Genomic DNA, 20,711 nt, shown 5'->3' with positions numbered 1-20,711 from the left:
GGAGTGAATATTTATTATGTCCGACGTTCTGTTACTGAGTCGTTTTCAATTTGCAATTACTATTTTTTATCACTTTTTATTTGTACCTTTGACAATCGGACTTGTTATTTTGGTAGCATGTATGGAAACTCAATACGCCCGCACATTGAATCCAACATACCGCAAAATGGCAAATTTCTGGGGGAAATTATTTACAATTAACTTCGTAATGGGGATTATAACCGGGATTACGATGGAATTCCAATTTGGAACAAACTGGTCTGAGTACTCCAAATATATGGGAGATATTTTCGGATCACCTCTCGCAATCGAAGCACTTGTTGCCTTCTTCTTAGAATCTACTTTCATGGGAATATGGTTATTCGGTAAAGACAAAATTTCACCAAAGTTCCGTGCCTTCTGTATGTGGATGGTTGCACTTGGAACAAATATTTCCGCACTTTGGATTATTACAGCAAACGGCTTTATGCAAAACCCTGTTGGCTACGTAGTACGTAATGGCCGCGCTGAATTAAATGATTTCTGGGCACTTGTTACAAATCCATATGCTTGGAACATGTTCTTCCATACTGTAATTGGTTGTTATATTGTTGGTGCTTTCTTCGTTATGGCAATTAGTGCCTATCACTTATTACGTAAAAATGAAGTGGAATTCTTCAAAAAATCATTTAAGTTTGGGTTACTGTTAGGTTTATTCGCCGCAACAGTTACACCATTTATGGGACATCAATCTGGTGTATCCGCCGCTAAATATCAACCAGCTAAAGGTGCTGCGATGGAAGCTGTTTGGGAAACTGGAAAAGGACAAGGCTTCTCGATTATTCAAATTCCTGATGTGAAAAACGAAAAGAACTTTGAATTCCTTACGATTCCGAAACTAGGAAGCTTCTTCTACACAAACTCATTTGATGGTGAAATTGTTGGTTTAAAAGATATTCCAAAAGAAGATCGTCCAAACGTTAACCTCGTGTACTATAGCTTCCGCTTAATGGTTGCACTTGGTATGTTCTTTATGGCATTAACTTGGTTCGGTTTCTATTTAAACCGAAAAGGAAAACTAGAAAACTCAAAACGTTATTTAAAAATTACAATGTGGTCTGTCTTACTACCATATATCGCAATTAACGCTGGATGGATTGTCGCCGAAGTAGGTCGTCAACCATGGACAGTTTATAAACTAATGCGTACAGCAGAATCTGTATCGCCTATATCTGTCCCACAAATTTGGTTCTCATTAATTAGTTTAATCTTATTCTACACTTTACTTTTAATCGCAGACGTATACTTAATGCTGAAGTTCGCGAAAAAAGGACCAGCAGCATTAGAAGAACCTGCTACTGAGGGAGGTGCAGCTCATGTCTCATGATATGCTTGCAATCATCTGGTTTGGTTTATGGGGCGTGATTTGGACAGTTTACTTCATTCTTGATGGGTATGCACTTGGTAACGGAATGATTTTCCCGTTCGTTGCGAAAGACCGACAAGAACGAAATCAATTACAAGAAGCAATTGGCCCGTTCTGGGGTGGTAATGAAGTATGGTTAATTACAGCTGGTGGCGCAACATTTGCTGCCTTCCCAGTCACATATGCAAATATGTTTAGTTACCTATATACACCACTATTTTTAGTATTACTTGCACTATTTGCTCGTGCCGCTGGACTGGAATTCATGCATAAAGATGATTCACCAATTTGGCAAAAAACTTGTAAATGGGCATTTACAATTGGTAGTTTCCTAATCGCTTTCTTATTCGGAGTTACGTTCGCTAACCTTTATTATGGACTACAAATCGGAAAAAATGGCTATGAAGGAAATTTACTTAGCTTACTAAATCATTACGGTATTTTAGGAGGTCTGTTCTTCACTGCTATATTTGTCGTATCTGGTGCCCTTTGGGTTATGATTAAAACAACTGGTGAAGTATCTGATCGTGCTTATAAAATCGCAAGACCATTTTCAATGGCAGCTGCTATCATTTTAGCTATTTTCTATGTAGCAACTGCAAATCGTACAAATTTATTCCAAAACTTCACAGAATATCCGGTACTATTCATTCTTCCGGTACTTGCCATGTTAATGAGTGTACTCGCACTTATTATGGTGTACAAACATAAAATCGGTCTCGCATTCACATTCGTTTGCTTAACAATCGCAATGTTTATGACAACTGGCTTTGCAGGTATGTTCCCAAGAATGTTACCATCTCGTATTAATGATGCTTATAGTACAACGTTATACAACGCAGCTGGCAGTCAATTAAACTTAAAAATTATGTTCTTCGTTGCAATGGTTATGGTACCAATTGTTATTGGATATCAACTTTGGAGCTACAGTATCTTTAAAAATAAAATTCATAAAGACTCTGCTAAAGGGTATCACTAAGGTGAAAAAAGACACTTCGTTAGAAGTGTCTTTTTTATACGTATGATTTTCGATAAGATGTTATATTTCCAATCTAACAACTATAATACAGAAGAATCATTAACAGCTCACAGCTAGATTGTATCACAGGACAAACATGTTACTTTATGCAATTTTGCATATAAAAATTATAACGTAGATTGGATTACTTGATCATACACATCGTTGTCCCCTACATCCGCTGTACTAATACCACTAAATGTTTGTACTTTCATTCCTGTATTCGATGATCCCGATCCATTATAAGCTTTCGTTTTTTCAATTGGTTGCACATTATATTTATCACCTAAATTAATTATTCCGTTACAATTTTCAATAATAACACCTTCCACAACTGACGGCATTTTTTCACCTACTTTCATTTCGTTACTTTTATTTTATGAGAATCGCCTAAAAAAATAGCATGTTTCCATAAGAAAAAGCACTCAGGACGAGTGCTTTTTCTTATTTACCGCTCTTCTCTCTCTCACAAGCAATTCCATCGCCATCACGATCTAAATGCTTACCGTAGTATGGACTATCTCTTGTAATATCATAAAATCCAGCATCATTTGCTTCTTTACAATTAGCAAAGCGCTTTGGCTCTTGATTTGCTCCTGGTCTTTCCTCATATGGTAATGTCGCATTATATAAGAACTGTACATATTGTTCACGAGTCACATTCATCTTAGGTGAAAACATATTATCACCTGTTCCCGCGGCAATTTTATTAGATTGCACAGCGCTAATCGCTTTATTCGACCATGATTTTCTATCTACATCTACAAATGTATGCTCCGATTTTGCCACTAATTTATATGCATTTGTTAACACTTGAGCCATTTCTTCACGAGTCAAAGAAGCTTTTGGTCTAAAGTTTCCTTTTTCATCCCCTGCAAAAATCCCCATTTCTGTTAATGCTAAAATTTCCTTTTTAAAATTTGTTGAATGATCATTAATATCATTATACGGATTATTGTAATTCTCTTTCGATTCCGGCTTTAGCTGGAGATACATAAGTCTAGCAACTTGCTCACGAGTCACATCATCACCAAACCCAAAAATTCCATTTCCGTACCCACTAACAATATTTTTGCTTGTTAAATCTAAAATTGCTTTATAAGACCAATGCCCTGTTGGAACATCTTTGAAGATAATACTTGCTTGTGCCGTTCCAATAGATGTAAAGGCAGTTGTTACGACAATCGCGCCTGTTAAAAATAGTTTCTTTAAATTCATTCTAAGATCCCCTTTTACTTTTCTTAATAACCATTTAACATAATAACAAATTATAAAAATACAATTTGTCATATTATGTCGAACACAAAAAAGAATCCAGTAGGATTCTTTTTTGCTAAGCATGAATGGCAATTTTGGAGACAGTTGACTTCTTCAAAAATTTATTAGGGGTAATATTTTGAAAAAGAAAGCCTTTCATATGTAGGTTAACACCACTGGAATATATAGTAAATTGATAATGTTTATACGGAAGATTGCTAATGTTTAGTATAGATAGTTTCCACTATATTAACAGTGAAAACTATCTATACTAAACAACAAAAAGGTGCCTTCAAAGAAGACACCTTTCATAAACAGACACTATAAAACAGAATTATTTATTGTTATACGATTGTTAGATACAAAAAGTAGAGGAAAATGTTTGTATTAAATTCTGCTTTATAAAGTCTGCCTATAACTTATATTTTAATCTTCTTCATTTAAAAATAAATATAATATGCATAATTACATACCTAAAAGAAAAGACACTCCATAGAGTGCCTCTTCAACCATTTTACTTTTAATATATCGCCTTTCATACATTTTAACATATGTATCCATATATTTTATTGAGAAAATTCAAAATCATTTTTCCTTTCATTTTTAATTATAAAATCATGTAATATAAAAGGTATGTCAAATTCTTATACAAATTGAGGTGTACTATATTTATGTATTTTGGAATCATTCCTCTTATATTGTTTATTATTTTTCTTATCTCATATTTAAAAGATCCACGAAAAATAATAAATGGCTTTTTATTTAATGCCTTTTTCTGTTCATTTCTATTATTTTGCGCTATAGCCTCTTATGAGTCTGGTAGTAATTCTTTACATTTTATTGTTATTATTCCCATGTTAGCGCTAATTGTAATGATACCTTTTGCTATAGTCGCTTTAATGTTTGGACTATTTCTTAATGCAAAAATTTTAATGCAACGTGAAGGAAGACGCTTCACAAACTCTTTAACTTTAATTGCTGCTTTAGGGATTTTATTCTTTATAATGCTCCCTATTATAAATCCAGCAAGTTTATTCTCAGAGCATTTTCAATTTATTTTTGCTGCTATATCTCTTATAACTATGTATTTCTTTGTGCATTTATCTAACTTCTTAAGCGCGTATTTTTTATACCAATTCAATAGACCAAGACGTAATCAAGATTTCATCATCGTTCTTGGTAGTGGCTTAATTAATGATAAAGTACCACCTTTACTTGCAAGTCGCATTAATAAAGCAATCGACTTTTATTGGAAACAAGCCTCTGTAAATACACCACCAACAATCATTTTCTCTGGTGGACAAGGTCCAGATGAAGGTCTTCCTGAAGCAGAAGCAATGCAAAAATATGCTGTTGAAAAAGGAATTCCAATTGAACATACAGTACAGGAAAATCGCTCTGTCAACACATATCAAAACATGTCGTTCTCTAAAGAAATTATGGATTCTTTAAAACCAGAAGGTAAATATAAAAGTATCTTTACAACAAATAATTTCCACCTTTTCCGCGCTGGTATATATGCAAGACAGGCTGGCCTTAATAGCCAAGGAATCGGATCAAAAACAGCCTTTTATTATTGGCCTAACGCAATGATTCGTGAATATGTCGCAATTGTTGTAATGGGACGTAAGCGCCATATGAAAGTGTGCGGGACTATTTTAGGTTTCGCTTTATTCCTAACAGTCCTTAGTTTTATTGTTTCTTAACATTCTCCCATCCTTTCATAAGGATGGGATTTCTTATACTTATTTCAAAAATATTTTAAAGATAATATGGTGATAATATTCCCTGCATACATCCATTAAAGGAGAATTTTTTCAAATTAAATGTTAAAATGGAATTTAGGTGTGAATTACGTAACAAATAAGAAACTAGTTTGAAACGAGGAAATTACATGGAGAAAATTATCAAAAACAAGCCCAATAAGCTAAAAATCGCTTCAAAAGCTTTGATGATTATTATTGGGGCATTTATCACAGCGTACGGATTAGAATCGGTATTAATTCCAAATAACGTATCAGACGGTGGTGTGACTGGTTTAAGTATCGTTAGTTCAAGATTATTTGGATTGCCATTAGGAGCTCTAATCGCAGTTATTAACATTCCTTTCGTTTGGTTAGGATACAAACAAATTGGTAAAAGTTTTGCAATTTATTCTATTATCGGGATTGCTTCATTAGCAATAGGTACCGTTGTCATGCACGGAATACCAATTATTATTGAAGGTGATACATTACTCGTTACAGTTGTTGGTGGTATTATTATCGGTTTCGGTATGGGACTAGCATTACGTAACGGCGGCGCATTAGATGGAATCGATATGCTAGCTGTATTACTTTCTCGTAAGTTACCTTTTGGAACAAGTGACCTTATTTTATTCTTAAACATGTTCGTGTTTATTTTCGTATCAACAGTATTCGGCCTTCAAGGAGCTATCCTTTCGGCAATTGCTTACTTTATCGCTTCGAAAGTGATTCATATCGTTGAAGTTGGTTTAAGTGGTTCGAAAACATTTAAAATCATCACGAAAGAGCCTGAATTAATGGTAGAAACAATTCGCGATCGTTTAGGCCGAAGCGCAACGTATAACGAAGTATACGGTGGTTATTCAAGAGAGAAATTTAAAGAAATTTCTTGCGTAATTAACCGTTTAGAAGAAAGTAAAATGAAAGACTTAATTAATGAAATCGATCCAAATGCCTTCATTACAGTTTATGATGTAGCAGAAGTAAAAGGCGGTAACTTTAAGAAACGTGATATTCATTAATCATTATAAAAAAAGAGGGTGCGCCAGCAATTTGGTGCACCCTCTTTTTATTATGAAATTGCGGTCGATATATTTCAATAATCGCCGATATCATTTCACTTCCCCCATCTTCCTCCGTTCTTAATCCATGCTACGTATTTTTGAAAGGCGGGCACTTTCTGTTGAAAGCGAAGCTTAACATATAGAAAGAGAGTACATGTACATAGTATCCATAGAATACCTACTACAAAGTGAAATTTCATCGTTGTGCTAATAAACAAACTGAGGAATAAGACGAGGAACATAATCAAACTAAACCTTTTATATATAGTCATACTATTCTCCTCCTTATAACTTAATTGTACCAGCTAAAAGGAACTAATTTCCATATTGAAAAGACCGAAAAGCAAATTCCACTTTTCGGTCTCTATAACTATCTTCTCTTCGTAATCTTTCCTGAACCACCAACCCTTGTTTTCGGGGGAGATGTATTCCTTGGCGGCGTTTTAATAGATGATTTCGGCTTCACATCTGATCCGCTCGAGCCACCTGGTGTTTTTGTAATTTTTCCTTTGCTTCCAGTAGAAGGTGGAGGCGTATTACTTCCTTTTTCCGTAATACTTCCTGTATCTCCTACAGAAGATCTCGAATCTACATTATCGCCTCGCTTAATGATAGATCCTTTCCCTTCCTTCGTAATTGGAGGAGGGGTTTTCTTTTCTTCTTTCGTAGGTGGTCTTTCTGGAATAACTGGTTTATGATTTTGTCTGTCATTATACCCTCGGTAATCACCGGATGATGATTTTTTTGAACCGAATATATCGTTTAATATACTTCCCATAATATATCCTTGCAAGAAGGATGGTTGGTAATTTTGACGGACAAATTCTTCATTACTTACTTCAATTAACGTATCAGATGGTTTCTCTTTATCCTTTTGCAAATTATACATTTTATCAGAATAAACGAGGAACATTTGATTTTCGTCTTCTTTAGATGCTTGCTTCGGTTTCCTTTCGGCTATAAGTTCCTTTGCGACTTCAGGAACTGACCGATTGGCGGCCCTATACACGTAAGATTCTTGTTTACCTTCCTTTGCGACAGATTCAAGTGGATAACGGTCTTGAATCGACTTTGTCTGCCCGCCTTGACAACCTGATAAGGCATATCCAGCAACAACAAGTAATATAACGATAGCAAGTATAGGGATTACGAACGATTTAATCATGGTAAACAATCGGTTTGACATGATTACGCCCCCTTACGTTGCTCTTATAATTTGTACATCAGCAGGAATAATTGCTTCTCCCTCATACATCATTGTGCGACCATTTTGCCATTCAATACGCAATAATTTTCGGTTATCTGATTGGAATTCCCATACGTACTGTTCTTCTGAAGCAGAGAATGGTGTTTTCCCCATCACAACAACACGTCCGTTATATTGCTCTTCCATATGGTACTCTGTATCATCCATTTCAATTGTCGTCGGAACTTCATCAATAGAATCTAAACGACCATCAATTGGTGTATATAATTTGTAATACGTATTTTCACGGTCTTCAATTTTTAAATAACGAATATCTTTCCCGTCTTGCAACGTTAAAACAATTTCTTTACGAGAATGCATACTCGTTTTCCCAGTTAATTCATACATGACTAATGAAACTTCAATCATATCGCCAGGAGCTAACGTTAACAAACTTTTCTCTGGTTTCGGCGGCTCTGGGCTCTTCATTATATTTTTAATTCGTTTAAATAAACTCACGATCTACCCCTCCTTCTCTCTTTATAAACAAGCACCTAAAATAAGTGCACCAACGATATGTAATGATCCAGCCAACATCGCATGGGCGACACTGCCTTCTTTCGTACCTTCTTCTAAATCTAAGCCAGACATTTTCTTTAACACAAATTCGATAAACATTTCTACCACTAATAAAATAACGAAAGAAACTGCTGATGCAAGTAGCGCTTGCCATAAGTCATTTGCTTTCGTTATAGATTGAGATAAAATGTACCCTTGCGCGAATAATTTCATAACGAAACGCGTTGTTACAGCTGTATTTCCATTCTTTATTTCTTTTAAATCATTGTATTTAGTAAAAATTGAATCAATCCACATAATTGCAAATAAAAGTACTGCACTTGCTCCAGTCCATACAAGCATGGCTAACACATTTGTCCATGTCATTGCAAAACCTCCTATTAAATGATAATAGAAAACCGACATGAATTTATTTAGACATGTCGGTTCATTTGTCTCTATTCTATATTATTTCTCATACTGCTTCATAATACGAGCTAATTCATCGTCAACAGCAGAATTTTTGTTTAAGCTTGCGAATTCGTCATCTAATGATTTTTCTTTTTTGTACACTTCACCGCTTGCTTCTGCTTCAGCCTCTAATTGAAGAGCTTTCTCTTCCATACGGCTTAAACCAGCTTTTGCTGAATTTGAATCAAATCCAGACATCGCCTGATTAATATTCTTTTGTGCTTTCGCCGCATTTACACGTGCTACAAGTGTTTCACGTTTATTTTTCAGCTCTGTTAATTGCTTACGCATTTCTTCTAGCTTCAGGCGAAGGTTATCAGCAGCAGCTTTGTTTTGCTCATAGCTTGCTTTATACTCATTCATCTTTTGTTCTGCGTTTTGTTTTTCTTCAAGAGCACGACGCGCAAGGTCAAGATTGCTTGCTTGAACAGCCATATGAGCTTGCTCTTCACGTTTTTTCACAAGTGCTTCTTGCTCTTCAAATAATATTTTGAATTTCTTCTCAAGCGCGATTTGAGCTGCTACACTTTTCTCAGCTTCTTGTACATCCGCTTGCATATCGCGTAAATATTGATCCGTCATCTTAACTGGATCTTCCGCTTTTTCAATTAGTGAATATACATTTGACATTGTTAAATCTCTTAATCGTTTAAATACAGACATTCTAATTCCTCCTATGACTTACCTCGTATTTCAAATTCACTACTTGGAAAACTGAAAAATCTCCCTTTACAGTAAAGAATATTCATTTTTACAACCTATGTGTTTATTATAACAAAACTAATATGTCCTTACATGTTATTTCCAAAATACAGCCAATATAATATGACATTCCAGATAAAACATTGTATTCCTAATATATTCTCATTAATCCTCTTCAGAATTGAATTATTTTTATAAACTTTCACTAAATCACATTATTGTAATGTTACTGTAGGCTAACTCGATAGTTACGTTTCAATATTTTTTATACACTAATACCAGAAGCAACAAACAAGCTTCTCATACTGTAAAGACTAATACAAAAGTTGTATTTACTATAAAGTGAAACAAAAAAGGCTTTGCGAATTTCGCAAAGCTTTTTTGTTATTTATGAGCAATTTGCTCCATATCCGGACTACAAGTTTGTGACTGACATGACTTATTTAAAGAACATGCTGCGCATTTTCCTTTTTTACTTCTCTTTACAAAATTCACTAGCGTATATGCTGCATAACCAAAAATGATAGCTCCAATTATAATATTGACCATCATCACAATACATCTCCTTCTAGAATCCGAGTAAGGATCCAACTTGGTATATAATGAACGTTAATACATAAGCAACAACTAATGGATAAGCGACAGAGAAAATTGTCCATTTCACCGATCCCGTTTCACGTCTAATAACAGCTACTGTCGCTAAGCACGGAACATATAATAAAACAAAGAACATAAATGCATACGCTGATAACGCTGTATAATGTGCTCCCATTACATTTCCTAGCACATCTTCTTTAACCGCATAAATAATCGCCATTGTTGAAACGACAACTTCTTTTGCCAAAAATCCTGTTAAAAGGGATGCCCCAGCTTGCCAAGTTCCAAAGCCAAGCGGTGCAAATAGTGGTGCGATAAATCCACCAATCATCGCTAAGAAACTGTCTCCCATGTCAACACCAAATCCTGATGGACCTGCATAATTTAATAACCAAATGACAACCGAGCCACCGAAGATGAATGTACCAGCTTTACGAACAAATCCTTTCCCCTTCTCCCATGTGCTCAGCCATAACGTTTTCGCTTGCGGCACGCGGTAAGGAGGTAGTTCAATGACGAAAATAGACTTCTCCGCTTTTAAAATTGTCAGAGACATAATTTTTGTAACTAATAACGCTAGAACAATACCTGCAACATATAAAGAGAACACAACAGTTGCCTGACTATGAGGGAAGAATACTCCCGCAAATAACGCATATACAGGTAAACGTGCCGAACAAGACATAAATGGTGTTACAAGCACTGTAAGTAATCTTTCTTTTTCTTGTTCAATCGTTCTCGCTGCCATAATACCTGGAACATTACATCCAAAACCGATAATCATCGGAATGAATGCTTTTCCGTTTAAACCGAAGAACTCCATAATTCTATCCATAACAACTGCAATTCGCGCCATATATCCTGAGTCTTCTAATAATGAAATGAAAAAGAATAGTGCAAAGATTTGTGGCACGAATACTAATACCGCACCAACACCAGCAATAATACCTTCTGTAACGAGTGCTTGAATAAAGTCAGAAGCACCAATACTTGTGAGTCCAGCCGTTACCCAATCCGTAAGCTGCCCGCCAAAAAATCCATCTAACATATCAGATAAAGGTGTACCAATCCACGTAAACGTAACCTGAAAAATAAAAAACATAACTGCTAAAAAGATTGGAAGTCCTAAAATTTTATGTGTAATTAACCTATCGATTTTTTCCGAAAAAGGAATTTTTCCTTCTTTCTCATGCTTCATAACATTTGTTTTTAACTTTTCAATATACGCTTCACGAGTTTTGTAAATGTGCTCCTCTAACGTACAATCGAGTTTTCCTTCTAAGCGAGATCGAATGGCTACAAGTTCCTTATAAATTGGTAATGCTTTCATTTCTTTTTCTACTACTTCGTTATTGCTTAAAAATTGAAGGGCTAACCATCTCGGATGCTTATAATTCACTGTCTCTAAAAGAGCGATTACCTCTCCAATTCCTTCATCCATTGGTACACCATATGAAATAATGAATGGTTTTTTCTCATTTTTGTCATTTTCTTTAAGAGTAGTAAGCAGTTCTTCACAGCCTTTTCCGCTTCTTGCAACGACAGGAACGACTGTTACACCTAATAGTTCTGATAACCGTTTTACATCAATTACAATGCCTCGTTGCTTTGCCACATCGACCATATTTAATCCAATTGAAACCGGTTTTCCAAATTCAAGTAATTGCAACGTTAAATGCATATTTCGTTCAAACTGCGAGGAATCCACAATATTTAACATATGATGAAATTCGTCTGTTAGTAGAAAATTCGTAACGACACCTTCGTCACGTGAAACTGGATTCAAATCATACACTCCTGGTAAATCAATTAATGTTCCTTGCTTATCTTTTAATTTACCAACCTTTTTTTCTACTGTTACACCACTCCAGTTTCCTACATATTCATAAGAACCAGTAAGTGCATTAAATAATGATGTCTTCCCTGTATTCGGATTCCCTAGCAAAGCTACCTTATTCACGCTAATTCCACCTTTATCATTTTCGCGTCACAATGACGAATACTAATTAACTGTCCACGACACTCCAATGTACAAGGACCTTTAAACATCGCTTTCTGTTTCAAGCGAAGTTCGCTTCCTTCCGCAAGACCGAAAGTAGCTAGTCTACGCTTTAATAACTGATCTAAAGACTGAATACTTTTTACTAACACTTTCTCGCCAATTTTAATATCTACTAAGCTCATAACCTTCCCCCTCAGAAGAGAATGATAATTATTTTCAAAAAAATTATAGCATATTCTATTTCATTTGGACTATATCTTTTCGCTTCATATTTATTAACATTTCAATACAATTATATTTCAATTATTGTCATACTTGATTCATTTGCCATTCTCATCCATTTCGCTTACAATAAACAATAGCAAATAAAGAATCTCGTTATCACAGGGGGAGCCATGCCGCTGAGAGGGAACACTTCGTTCCGACCCTTCGAACCTGTTAGTTAATGCTAACGCAGGGATTGTGCAAACGTCCGAAATACATACCTCTTTTTTATTTACGTATTTCGTATCCTCCTATGATACCTATTCTTTTTTGTACAACTTGGATTTAGGGGGAGACAACATGCGTAACACCAATTTACAAGCGATGATCGAATCTGCCATTCTTGCAGCCTTCGCCTTGGTCATCGACATTTTACCATTATCAATCAAACTTCCAACAGGCGGTTCCATCTCATTCGCTATGATTCCTATTTTTATTATCGCATACCGCTGGGGCTTCAAAATGGCTTTCTTAGGAGGCTTAATTTGGGGATTATTACAAATTGTCGTTGGCGATGCCATTATCGTCACACCAATTCAAGTACTCATTGAATACTTCGTTGCTTTCGCATTCATTGGATTTGCTGGTTTATTCTATCGTCCAATTCAAAAAGCACTTTTAACATCCAATGAAAATAGCGAAGACCAATCCAATTTAGGTAGCCGTAAAGACAAACCTTCTTCAAAACAAAACGAAGGAAAGAAAGTTATTGGTTACATTATTGTTGCTACATTTGTTGGTAGCTTTGCTCGCTACTTCTGTCACTTCATTGCCGGTATTATTTTTTGGGGACAATATGCACCGAAAGGTCAATCAGCTGTGCTATATTCATTAATCGTAAATGGTAGTACAATGATTGGTTCCTATATTCTATGTACCGTTTTACTTATCTTTTTATTTATCACTTCACCACGTTTATTCAAGAGTATCAATGCTTATCGACTAAACTCAAACAAAAAGAGCGCTTAATGAGCGCTCTTTTTTTCATATCGTAATATCAATTAAAAATACAATAAATGCACAAAAGAAAATAAATACCATTATACTTAGCCAATTGCTATGCACGGTTCATCGACTCCTTACATAACCTCATTTTCTAATCAGATTATATCGCTTAAAAATAAAGATTAGGTAAAGATAATATGAAAATAAATTAAAAAAGCGTAGCATGCATCATCTACGCTTTTTTCAATAAGTAGAAATAAAATAATACACCATCTTCTGTATTCTTTACTCCATATTCAACACCGTGTAGTTCTAAAATATTCTTTGAAATGGCAAGCCCAAGACCTGTTCCACCTTGCGAACGCTGGCGAGCTGCATCCACGCGATAAAAACGATCCCAAATTTTATCTAATTGTTCTTCTTCAATGTGAGTACCTTTATTTTCAATACATACTTTTATACGATCTTTTTCATCTATTGTAGAAATAATAATATCTTCTTTATTTGGTGTATAACGTATGGCATTCGTAATGAAGTTCACGATGACTTGTTCAATCCGGCCTTGATTTGCTATCACTTCAAATGGACCTATATTTTTATGAACACGAAGTTCTTTTTTCTCTATTTTTACAGAAAGGTGTTCACATATATCTTCAATTACTGTATCGATATAAAATGAATCCATTTTCATTTTATATGTACCTGACTCAAATTTAGCTAACTCAAGCATATCCAAAATTAACGTATCCATTTTATCTACTTCTCGTTCCATTGCCTGAAAATAGTACTCTTTTTTATGCTCAGCTACTCCATCTTTTAAAATAGAAATACAGCTTTTCATAATGCTCAGCGGTGTTTTTAATTCGTGCGAAACACCAGAAATAAATTCTTTCCGCGTATTTTCTAGCTTTCTTTCCTTTTCAATATCTTGTTCTAGCTGTCCAATATGCGAATGGAGCTTATTGGATAATACATTAATATTTTTCGACAAATCACCAATTTCATCTTTTGAAGTGATCGGTATTTGTTCTGTGAAATCTAAATGCGCTATTTTCTTCGTTGTATCATTTATTTTTAATAACGGTTTTGCGATTTGTTTAGAGTAATAGAACGAAGCGAGAAAAATAAGAACAACTACAAATGCAATGATGTAGATGTAATAATCTTGTACCATTTGTACAGCCTCATCTACAGGCTGTAAGGAAGCCATCGCATATATATATGTTATGGATCCGTCTTTTTCTTTTATCGGTTGCATTAATAATTTATATTTTATATCATTTTTTTCATAGTCCATTGTCTTTGTTGAATACTCTATTGGATTACCCTCTTTTAGTACTACATCCGTTTGAAATTCTTTTATGCTATCCAAAAATAAAGTGTTTTTATAAATTGGATTTACGGGGCCTTTTACATCTGGAAACTGTACTTTCGTAACACGCCCTCCTATGATAGCATCTGGTTCTTGGGCAGCTGGTTCTTGGGCAACTTGCTCCTGAACGACCGGCTTCTTTTCCTTACCAACTTGTTCACCCGCTGCTTTCTTTTTCTCCTGATCTAATTTACTCATTTTCTCCTTAAATGCTTTTTCTAACGGTTTATTCCATCCGCTTAAAGTCTGCTTAGATAACGAGAAAGTGAATGGAATAAAACTATCTTCTTTTTTCATTCCAGAAAAATAAATTTCTTGGCCTAAAAACTGTTCTGATGATTTATTATCAATCTCCTCAATATTGACGAGATTGTATAAGGGAATTTTGAATATTTGATGTCCAAAACTCTTCTGTTGCCTACGATCTATCGTTACCTCAAAATAAAAATCATCTGCATGTTTTAAATTCCCGTTCTGATCTAATGTCGTAATCCACGTATTATTTTCTCTTAAAAAGTCTTGCTCCAGCTTCTGAATTCCTTCTGCATTTCCGGCATTATTTAAATAATTCTGTTCAAAGGAATTTAAATTCACTTTAATATCTTCCACTTTTCGATTCGCATAATATTGTTTAAAAAATATCGTTTGTCCAATAAATATCGTCGCTAAAATTAACATACATAGTGCCGTTGTGAGAGTAAATAATTTTAGTACAATCCCTTTTCTCATACATTCCCCTCAAATTTATATCCGGTGCGTACTACAGTTGTAATGTATTTTGCTTTCGCTCCTAATTTATTTCTTAGATTACGAATATGACTATTAACCGTTCGATCATCACCGGCAAATTCGTATCCCCAAATTCTTGAAATGAGTTGCTCTCGTGTTAAAACAATCCCTTGATTTTTCATAAAATACGCTAATATTTCAAATTCTGTATGTGTTAAATTAATGTCTGTTTTATCTACCGTAACAGTACGTGACGGAAAATGGACGTGAATACCATGGATTAATAATGTATCATCTTCATTCTCTAAAAGTTGCTTTGTTACTTTTCTACTTTCTAACAACCTTTTCGCTCTTGCTAATAAAATTGGTGGGCTATACGGCTTCGTCACATAGTCATCCGCCCCAAGTTCAAATCCAAGTAACGTATCGTCTTCATCTACACGCGCCGTCAACATAATAATAGGAACCTCAGATGTCTTACGGATTCTTCGGCAAACGGACCACCCATCAAGTTCCGGCAACATAATATCTAAAATAACTAAATCCACCTCTTCTTGCTCAAATACAACTAAAGCTTCTTTCCCATCTCTTGCTTCAAACACTATATATTGCTCACTCAAAAAATAATCTTTTAATATTTCACGCAAAATATCTTCATCTTCCACAATTAAAATGTTTTTTGCCATAACTTATGTATCCCCTTCCCACTTTCAAAAACTACAATCTTATTTTGCATAGCTCGCAGTTAACTTCGCTTCGATAATATATCTATCTGGTGCATCCCCTATATAATCAAATGGATAGCAAGTTGTCAGTGTTAATATCGGTTCTTCTTTTTTTATAATAACAGTACGATCATCCGCATGGGTAATCCATGTCTTTTGAATTTCATATGTGTAAATTTTATTATCATACTCTAAAACAAGGGTATCTTTTTCTTTTAGCTCCCCTAAATCGGTAAATACAGTATCCCGGTGCCCACTTAGTACAGTATGTCCACCTCCAGATGGCGTTGTCGTTACATCACTAACGAACATTCCAACCCCTTTCTTCAAAGTTGCATCATCCGCTCCCCAATATATAGAAAACTTCTTCTTTATTTTGGGTATATTTAATATCGCTACCTTTTCTCCTTCTTTATGTTCTGTTTGAGAAGAAGGCACTTGAGAAGTTACAGATGTTTCGTGAGAAAGTTTATTATCTTGTATATTGTTAAGGCTCTTTATTTCTTCTTTCGTTAATTGTTGAGCAGAGCTTTTTCCTTTATACCATTCCACTGCGTAATATGATCCCATAAATAGCCCGATGGCCATCAATATGATTCCGATATAATTAAGTAACTTCAATTTTCATCCCTCCATGCAAAAAAATGGTAGGAATAACCTACCATTTTTAATATGTGAAATTTTCCCGCTCTTTATAGGACAATATTTTATTTACACCTTAACTTTATTACGACGATTCAAACCAAATAATGTACCTATTGCGACAAGACACGCGCTTAACCCCATCATTACTACATTATTTGATGCAGTGTTTGGTAATTTTTCACCTTGTACAACCGGCTTTGCTACTTCTTTTTTTGCTGCAGCATTTTTTTGCTGTTCCTTAATTGCTGCTTCTTTTTTTGCCATATCATTTTTTAACTGTTCTTGTGCTATTCCCTTTTTCTCTTCTTCACTTTTTTGTCCAGCTTTTATCGCTTCCTCTTTTTTAGCCATATCATTTTTCAACTGCTCTTGCGCCATTCTCTTTTTCTCTTCTTCACTTTTTTGCTGTTCTTTAATCGCTGCTTCTTTTTTCGCTTTATCTTGTTGCAGTTGCGTTGCTTCTTCCTTTGTTACTGTTCCAGTATCCGCACTCGCTACTGAAGAATATCCTACTGTTAAAAGTGCCATCGCACAGATTGGTAATAGTTTCTTTTTCATTTTATTTCTCTCCTTTTATACGTTTTACATCACTTCGCATCGGATGTATCACTAGAATAAACAAGAGATATAAATATAAGATGCAGATAAAATATATTTCATTTAAAGATTTCATTGTAGAAAAATAAAAAACATCGCAATATATACGATGTTTTTTCGGGTGTGTGTCTCAATATTTACATGTTACTTTCGCGTGATTTAGAAGTAGAACGGGCCGGAGCGATAACTAATTGTCTCGGCTCAGTTTTCTTGAAGTGATTTTTGACGTTACACTTACGACGTTGAACGATCCACGCTTTAATAGGGTTTGTCAAAATAATCTTTTGCTCTTCATTAGGGGTCTCTTCTTCAAACCTACAACTCTCGCTCCATTTATTCCATTTCATTGTAAATTTAGAAGAAGAATGATCATCTTCTCGATCAAACAAGTGCAAAAAATCCATTTCGCCAGCTAGCATTACGGTGTTGCTAGTTGCTAAAAAAGAAAAGGTCGTCCAACGTTTCTCCATGCCCTCCTACTCCTTTTTCACATATAGAGTGCCTAAAACTTAATTTACCTAAAATATGCTTGCCTTTTACCTTACACTTATAGTTTATCCAAAACACTACTATGCAACTATCGATTTGTCTTACAACTACCTTACATTTTTGTAAGAAACAAAAAACCTTCACTCTCTATACGTGAAGGTTTCTCATTTCTCATCTATATGATCTTTCATATGATTGACTCCAGCTTCTTGCAGCTGTGACATCATACCGTGGGAAATTGCGCCTAATACTAAAGTCATTCCAATTAGTGAAATCCGAATCGCTGGTACATCAATTATGTAAGCCAAACTACCAAGAACAATTGTTAAAAGTAATGCTTTTATAAATGTTGCACTTGTATACTCTTTCTTTCTCATCATAATCACCCTTTATGGAAGCGTTTTCTTAATATAATCAGTATATCATATCATCTGACTATTTTGTGGGGATTTTTGTAAAAACCTTATGTCTTCTTTGACTTTTTCCTTTCTATCCTTTACAGTCGAAATGTTCGCAAGTTTTACACTGTAGGAGGACTCCAATGAATATTGAAATAAAAGACACTTTAATTTCTGAAGAACAATTGCAAGAAAAAGTAAAAGAACTAGCACTTCAAATCGAACGTGACTTTGAAGGAGAAGAAATCATAGTCATCGCTGTATTAAAAGGATCTTTCGTATTCGCTGCTGATTTAATTCGTCACATTAAAAACGATGTAACAATCGACTTTATTTCTGCATCTAGCTATGGAAATCAAACAGAAACAACTGGAAAAGTAAAACTATTAAAAGATATCGACGTAAACATTACTGGAAAAAACGTAATTGTAGTAGAAGATATTATCGATTCTGGTTTAACACTTCACTTCTTAAAAGATCACTTCTTTATGCATAAACCGAAAGCGTTGAAATTCTGTACGTTACTTGATAAACCTGAGCGTCGTAAAGTAGACTTAAAAGCTGAATATGTTGGCTTCCAAATTCCAGACGAATTTATCGTTGGCTACGGTATCGACTGCGCAGAAAAATATCGTAACTTACCATTTATCGCTTCAGTTGTAACGGAATAATATAATAGAATGAACTTTCATCAATTACTGATGGAAGTTTATTTTCTATCACGATTCGTAAAAGACAAAGGGAGAGAATAAAATGACAAAAACAAAATTTGAAAAAGTACTCCTCATCGTAAATCCAAAAGCAGGGCAAGGCGATTTACATACGAACTTAACGAAAATCGTACCACCTCTTGCGGCAGCTTTTCCTGACTTACATATCCTTCATACGAAAAAGCAAGGTGATGCAACAAAATATTGCCAAGAGTTTGCTAGTAAAGTAGATTTAATTATCGTCTTTGGTGGTGACGGCACTGTATTTGAATGCACAAACGGCTTAGCACCTCTTGAAACTAGACCTACACTTGCAATTATTCCCGGCGGAACTTGCAACGACTTCTCTCGCACACTCGGTGTTCCGCAAAATATTGCAGAAGCAGCAAAGCTTATCACAAAGGAACATGTAAAACCAGTTGACGTCGCAAAAGCAAACGAACAACATTTCTTAAACTTTTGGGGTATTGGACTCGTATCTGAAGTATCAAACAATATCGATGCAGAAGAGAAAGCAAAGCTTGGTAAAATTGGTTACTACCTAAGCACCATTCGAACTGTCAAAAATGCTGAAACATTCCCAGTAAAAATTACGTACGACGGACAAGTATATGAAGACGAAGCTGTCCTTGTTATGGTTGGAAATGGTGAATATCTTGGTGGTATTCCTTCCTTTATCCCAAACGTAAAATGCGACGACGGAACACTTGATATTTTCGTTGTAAAATCAACAGGGATTCAAGCATTTAAAGATTACATCGGAAAGAAATTATTTGAAGACTCAAATGAAAATGATATCTTCCACGTAAAAGCGAAATCCATTCATATTGAAACAGAGGAAGAAAAAGAAGTAGATACAGATGGAGAAAGCTCGCTTCATACACCTTGTCATATTGAATTATTGCAAGGGCACTTTACGATGATTTATAATCCTGCGGTTGTGTAATACAAAAAGACGAGCTAAAGTTTTAACATTTTAGCTCGTCTTTTTTATTAGAAAGGTATTTTAACCTAGTTTTCATAATCAAACTCCACCCAATTTTTCCAATGTGTATTAGCGTTCTTATTCACAATAACACTTGGATCTTTCTTCTCTATTGCAGCGGCTACTGATTGGAAGAATTTATTTTCACTTACTTTTTCGTCCTCAACATGTTGCCATTCTTCCGTTTCATACGCTACTTCCCAATCACCTTCTAAACCGCACTCTTCTAAAATTTCTTCTTTATCCCACCATACTAATTTTCGAGCTTCATCATTAGTAGCAAGCACACGCATGAAATATGTTGGATAAGACTCTGTCGTTTGTACTTCTATTCCATGATTCACATAATCTTCTTCTGTAAATTCATATTCAAAATGATGATCACGAATTTTCACACTACCTTTATGAATATCCAATACAAATTCACCTTCATCATCAAATAATTCATAATCTCCATCATTTAATTGCAAAATGCCATCATCACCAATTAATTGATCCACTCCATCACCATATATTTGAATATCATTACATACACCTAATGATCCTACACCAACAACCTGAAACACCATTAACCAATCCTTATTATCTTTAAAGAAAAGAGAGAATTTCACTTGCGAAATAGCCATATCTTCATTATCAAGGGTAGGAAATTCATACTTACTTTGCTTTTTATCTAATAGTTTCAAAATACCTTTTTGCATATGTATCATCTTCACCTCTATATAAACTTTTCAATTTCACTAGAGTATAACATAGCCATTCTTGCCTGTGACATTCTAATAATGCTACTTAAAAATAGCAGAATGCTCTATTTGCATGCTCTAGTTATTTTTAGGTAAAATGAAGG

At 34.9% G+C, this 20,711-nt stretch carries 24 protein-coding genes and 1 riboswitch; of the genes, 7 read left to right on the top strand and 17 right to left on the bottom strand.

Annotation, left to right across the window (positions count from 1 at the left end):
* Window positions 1–16 precede the first annotated feature (16 nt).
* Both cydA and cydB read left to right on the top strand, forming a co-directional pair.
* Window positions 17–1,366, top strand: coding sequence for a cytochrome ubiquinol oxidase subunit I (cydA, locus tag ACXY7N_RS23325; protein ID WP_016085828.1), 1,350 nt, complete (start codon window positions 17–19; stop codon window positions 1,364–1,366).
* A complete protein-coding gene (gene cydB, locus ACXY7N_RS23320; RefSeq protein ID WP_000017650.1) occupies window positions 1,356–2,384 on the top strand; it encodes a cytochrome d ubiquinol oxidase subunit II in 1,029 nt (342 codons plus the stop codon). Before cydA ends, cydB begins: the two co-directional genes overlap by 11 nt.
* A gap of 167 nt (window positions 2,385–2,551) precedes the next feature.
* On the opposite strand, the gene ACXY7N_RS23315 is transcribed toward cydB, so the two are convergent.
* Together ACXY7N_RS23315 and ACXY7N_RS23310 are read right to left on the bottom strand one after the other, a co-directional pair.
* The gene (locus tag ACXY7N_RS23315; protein ID WP_033659789.1) at window positions 2,552–2,785 is read right to left on the bottom strand and encodes a spore germination protein; all 234 of its coding nucleotides are present in this window, start codon (window positions 2,783–2,785) and stop codon (window positions 2,552–2,554) included.
* Window positions 2,786–2,867: 82 nt separating this feature from the next.
* Window positions 2,868–3,641: an S-layer homology domain-containing protein gene (locus tag ACXY7N_RS23310; RefSeq protein ID WP_016135527.1), complete on the bottom strand. Its 774-nt coding sequence runs from the start codon at window positions 3,639–3,641 to the stop codon at window positions 2,868–2,870.
* Between the two features lie 710 nt (window positions 3,642–4,351).
* Between ACXY7N_RS23310 and ACXY7N_RS23305 the strand changes: the two genes are divergently transcribed.
* Both ACXY7N_RS23305 and ACXY7N_RS23300 read left to right on the top strand, forming a co-directional pair.
* Window positions 4,352–5,386, top strand: a complete 1,035-nt coding sequence (locus tag ACXY7N_RS23305) for a YdcF family protein (protein ID WP_016085825.1) — start codon at window positions 4,352–4,354, stop codon at window positions 5,384–5,386.
* 188 nt (window positions 5,387–5,574) lie between these two features.
* On the top strand, window positions 5,575–6,447 hold the full coding sequence (locus ACXY7N_RS23300) for a YitT family protein (RefSeq protein ID WP_016135528.1): 873 nt from the start codon (window positions 5,575–5,577) through the stop codon (window positions 6,445–6,447).
* 95 nt (window positions 6,448–6,542) lie between these two features.
* Here the strand turns inward: ACXY7N_RS23300 and ACXY7N_RS23295 are convergent, their stop codons facing one another.
* The 8 genes from ACXY7N_RS23295 to ACXY7N_RS23260 all read right to left on the bottom strand — a co-directional run bounded on the left by ACXY7N_RS23295 (window position 6,543) and on the right by ACXY7N_RS23260 (window position 12,187).
* Window positions 6,543–6,761, bottom strand: a complete 219-nt coding sequence (locus ACXY7N_RS23295; protein WP_088084454.1) for a hypothetical protein — start codon at window positions 6,759–6,761, stop codon at window positions 6,543–6,545.
* Between the two features lie 98 nt (window positions 6,762–6,859).
* The gene (locus ACXY7N_RS23290) at window positions 6,860–7,675 is read right to left on the bottom strand and encodes a DUF4247 domain-containing protein (protein ID WP_088084455.1); all 816 of its coding nucleotides are present in this window, start codon (window positions 7,673–7,675) and stop codon (window positions 6,860–6,862) included.
* Window positions 7,676–7,687: 12 nt separating this feature from the next.
* Window positions 7,688–8,194, bottom strand: a complete 507-nt coding sequence (locus ACXY7N_RS23285; protein ID WP_000051753.1) for a DUF4178 domain-containing protein — start codon at window positions 8,192–8,194, stop codon at window positions 7,688–7,690.
* A gap of 21 nt (window positions 8,195–8,215) precedes the next feature.
* Window positions 8,216–8,620, bottom strand: coding sequence for a DUF350 domain-containing protein (locus tag ACXY7N_RS23280; RefSeq protein WP_016085820.1), 405 nt, complete (start codon window positions 8,618–8,620; stop codon window positions 8,216–8,218).
* A gap of 81 nt (window positions 8,621–8,701) precedes the next feature.
* A complete protein-coding gene (locus tag ACXY7N_RS23275) occupies window positions 8,702–9,367 on the bottom strand; it encodes a PspA/IM30 family protein (RefSeq protein ID WP_000110287.1) in 666 nt (221 codons plus the stop codon).
* Window positions 9,368–9,790: 423 nt separating this feature from the next.
* A complete protein-coding gene (locus ACXY7N_RS23270) occupies window positions 9,791–9,958 on the bottom strand; it encodes a FeoB-associated Cys-rich membrane protein (RefSeq protein ID WP_000989597.1) in 168 nt (55 codons plus the stop codon).
* A gap of 16 nt (window positions 9,959–9,974) precedes the next feature.
* Window positions 9,975–11,963 (bottom strand): ferrous iron transport protein B, encoded by a 1,989-nt coding sequence (gene feoB / locus ACXY7N_RS23265; protein ID WP_088084456.1) that lies wholly within the window; start codon window positions 11,961–11,963, stop codon window positions 9,975–9,977.
* Window positions 11,960–12,187, bottom strand: coding sequence for a FeoA family protein (locus ACXY7N_RS23260; protein ID WP_488592626.1), 228 nt, complete (start codon window positions 12,185–12,187; stop codon window positions 11,960–11,962). Before ACXY7N_RS23260 ends, feoB begins: the two co-directional genes overlap by 4 nt.
* 194 nt (window positions 12,188–12,381) lie before the next feature.
* A riboswitch (TPP riboswitch) is annotated at window positions 12,382–12,483 on the top strand.
* Window positions 12,484–12,569: 86 nt separating this feature from the next.
* On the opposite strand from ACXY7N_RS23260, the gene thiT reads away from it, so the two are divergent.
* Window positions 12,570–13,238, top strand: a complete 669-nt coding sequence (gene thiT, locus ACXY7N_RS23255; protein WP_016085815.1) for an energy-coupled thiamine transporter ThiT — start codon at window positions 12,570–12,572, stop codon at window positions 13,236–13,238.
* Between the two features lie 208 nt (window positions 13,239–13,446).
* Here thiT and ACXY7N_RS23250 read toward each other — a convergent pair whose 3' ends face one another.
* The 6 genes from ACXY7N_RS23250 to ACXY7N_RS23225 form a co-directional block, all read right to left on the bottom strand.
* Window positions 13,447–15,315, bottom strand: coding sequence for a sensor histidine kinase (locus ACXY7N_RS23250; RefSeq protein ID WP_016135530.1), 1,869 nt, complete (start codon window positions 15,313–15,315; stop codon window positions 13,447–13,449).
* Complete coding sequence (locus tag ACXY7N_RS23245; protein ID WP_098506182.1) at window positions 15,312–16,001, bottom strand: response regulator transcription factor; 690 nt, start codon at window positions 15,999–16,001, stop codon at window positions 15,312–15,314. The genes ACXY7N_RS23250 and ACXY7N_RS23245 overlap by 4 nt, the downstream gene beginning before the upstream one ends.
* Before the next feature lie 39 nt (window positions 16,002–16,040).
* Window positions 16,041–16,661 (bottom strand): class D sortase, encoded by a 621-nt coding sequence (locus tag ACXY7N_RS23240; RefSeq protein WP_016136886.1) that lies wholly within the window; start codon window positions 16,659–16,661, stop codon window positions 16,041–16,043.
* A gap of 90 nt (window positions 16,662–16,751) precedes the next feature.
* Window positions 16,752–17,243, bottom strand: coding sequence for an LPXTG cell wall anchor domain-containing protein (locus ACXY7N_RS23235; RefSeq protein WP_016085811.1), 492 nt, complete (start codon window positions 17,241–17,243; stop codon window positions 16,752–16,754).
* A 176-nt stretch (window positions 17,244–17,419) separates the two neighbouring features.
* A complete protein-coding gene (locus ACXY7N_RS23230; RefSeq protein WP_016135532.1) occupies window positions 17,420–17,752 on the bottom strand; it encodes a hypothetical protein in 333 nt (110 codons plus the stop codon).
* Window positions 17,753–17,935: 183 nt separating this feature from the next.
* Window positions 17,936–18,151 carry a hypothetical protein gene (locus ACXY7N_RS23225; protein WP_016085809.1) on the bottom strand — a complete coding sequence of 72 codons (216 nt, stop codon included), beginning with the start codon at window positions 18,149–18,151 and terminating at the stop codon, window positions 17,936–17,938.
* A 161-nt stretch (window positions 18,152–18,312) separates the two neighbouring features.
* Here ACXY7N_RS23225 and hpt point away from each other — a divergent pair, with 161 nt between their 5' ends.
* Both hpt and ACXY7N_RS23215 read left to right on the top strand, forming a co-directional pair.
* The gene (gene hpt, locus ACXY7N_RS23220; RefSeq protein WP_016135533.1) at window positions 18,313–18,840 is read left to right on the top strand and encodes a hypoxanthine phosphoribosyltransferase; all 528 of its coding nucleotides are present in this window, start codon (window positions 18,313–18,315) and stop codon (window positions 18,838–18,840) included.
* An 82-nt stretch (window positions 18,841–18,922) separates the two neighbouring features.
* Window positions 18,923–19,825, top strand: coding sequence for a diacylglycerol/lipid kinase family protein (locus ACXY7N_RS23215; protein WP_016085807.1), 903 nt, complete (start codon window positions 18,923–18,925; stop codon window positions 19,823–19,825).
* A gap of 65 nt (window positions 19,826–19,890) precedes the next feature.
* Here the strand turns inward: ACXY7N_RS23215 and ACXY7N_RS23210 are convergent, their stop codons facing one another.
* Window positions 19,891–20,574 (bottom strand): DUF7003 family protein, encoded by a 684-nt coding sequence (locus tag ACXY7N_RS23210; RefSeq protein WP_098506179.1) that lies wholly within the window; start codon window positions 20,572–20,574, stop codon window positions 19,891–19,893.
* Window positions 20,575–20,711: the final 137 nt, after the last annotated feature.

It is taken from the genome of Bacillus sp. 5w2 (assembly GCF_054353775.1).
This window is presented reverse-complemented; position numbering and strand designations above follow the sequence as displayed.